The 1,760-nt window shown below is 48.0% G+C and carries 1 protein-coding gene; it reads right to left on the minus strand.

The genetic code is table 11. The annotated features are described in order from the left end of the window. Nucleotides 1–943: 943 nt before the first annotated feature. Complete coding sequence (locus Q0140_RS06175) at nucleotides 944–1,462, minus strand: hypothetical protein (protein ID WP_297962847.1); 519 nt, start codon at nucleotides 1,460–1,462, stop codon at nucleotides 944–946. Nucleotides 1,463–1,760: the final 298 nt, after the last annotated feature.

Below are 1,760 nucleotides of genomic sequence, written 5' to 3' on the forward strand. Positions count from 1 at the left end.
GTCCTAGCCGTGATTTGGGCGAAATTATAATATTTTTGCGCTAAATTTCAAAATCCTAAAATTTTGGCGTAAGCTAGAGCTACAGAGCAAAATATGGGGGGCGGTCGGTTGGGATACGCCGCAAACGCTTCCGATCAGACTTTTTGCTTCGGTGGTTTGCAATACCCGCTTGCACAAGCGCTCGGTAAATAGGGTTTTAGCGTGATTGAAGCTTAGTTTATAGTCTTGCCACGATACCATTAAACGTTCATCGCGCGCCGAATTTTGCGGAATTTAGGCGCAAAATTTCATCGCATAATTTTGTGAGCTGCGATATTTAAATTTAAGCTTCCTTTTGCAATTTAATCGCTCACCGCACTTAAATTTAAATCCCCGTTTCGCAATTTTAAAATAGATATTTTAAAATTTATCGCTCGTGGCGTTTAAATTCTGCGTCTAGCGAGCCTTGAGCCCATATTTGAAATTCCATCGCTTGCAGTACCACCTTTGCATGCCGCGCTCGGATTTTAATCCGCATTAATTGAAATTCTAGCTGCTTAAAATTATCGCCTCCTCGCACAAGACGGCAGTTTAAAATTTCAAATTTCTCGCTTTTTTTGGGAGCGGCTCGATATAGATACACAAAATTTTGATATTTTACGCTTGCAAAATTCTAAAAATCATATCATCGTCACGACTAAATTGCAGATTTGTTTAAATCCTGGTTCTTAAAATTGTAGTCCTAGCCGTTACGCGAGATTTTTGATTCAAAGAGCCTTGCCACGTAAATTCTAATCTCTCTGAGCCCAAAAATTGACGCCGCTTAATACATGAATTTAAACGCGTTTTAGAATTCAAAATTTAGCCCGCCTTGTTACCATTTTCGGTCGAGCTTTATAAAATTTCGGCAAATTTTATACTCGCGGAATTTTAAAATTTTATAGCCGTAAAAGCCAGTAAAATTTTACTTTTGTGGCTTGCCGTCGCCGAATTTCGCGACTATCTCCTCGCTGCAGCGCTCTTTGGGCGCCCAGCCATCGCGCTTCATCCGCGCCAGATTGTCGCACGCCTCCTGCGAGCCGCCCTCGCAAAACTCATCGTATATCACGAGGCTGCGGCACTGCCCGCTCGCGAAACTCTCCAGCGCCGCCGCGTTGCCCAGGCAGGCTCGCTCGCGCAAATCGCTCATCGCGTGCTCACCTGCGCCGCTCATTTTATCTCCCTGCCTCCGCTCGGCGAGGGTGGCGAGCTCGCACGCATCTGCGAAAAAGCCCTGCGCTTTGAGGCGGTTTCGCACGACGCCGCGACCGCCCAGCTCGTATCTCATCGCCGCTTCGTAGCATGCGGTGGCGTCCTTTTTGCTGCATTTTGCTAAAAGCGTGCCGGTTTTTGCGCCGCTAAATTTAAACTCTTTGGCTTCGCTGCCCGTGCTTGCCAAACTAAGCGCCAGCGCCGCCGCTAGCGCAAGCTTTAAAGCTTTCATTGTTGCTCCTTTTGATTTTGTTTATCCGCTCGCTAGCCACGATTTACTGCTTCATCGTGCGCCGCACCCGTCGCCCGCTAAAATTTAAAAGGCTCACGCGCTCTGTTTGCGATCGAAGCCAGAAATTTTACCGCCTCTGCCGTGCTAATTTTTCGGCAGCAGATCGAGCACCGCGCAGGCGCGCTTGTTGTGCATTTTGCACGCCCTGTCTAGCGCCTGCCCCGAGAGCTCGAAGCTCTGAGGGGTGCCGATTCCTTGGAGATATTTGACCGACAACTCGTAGCACGCCTCGCTACTG

It is taken from the genome of uncultured Campylobacter sp., assembly GCF_938045405.1.
Lineage (GTDB): Bacteria > Campylobacterota > Campylobacteria > Campylobacterales > Campylobacteraceae > Campylobacter_B.

Excerpts from the sequence above, each read along its gene's own strand:
- Q0140_RS06175 (WP_297962847.1), bottom strand. The coding sequence starts at position 1,462 with ATGAAAGCTTTAAAGCTTGCGCTAGCGGCGGCGCTGGCGCTTAGTTTG.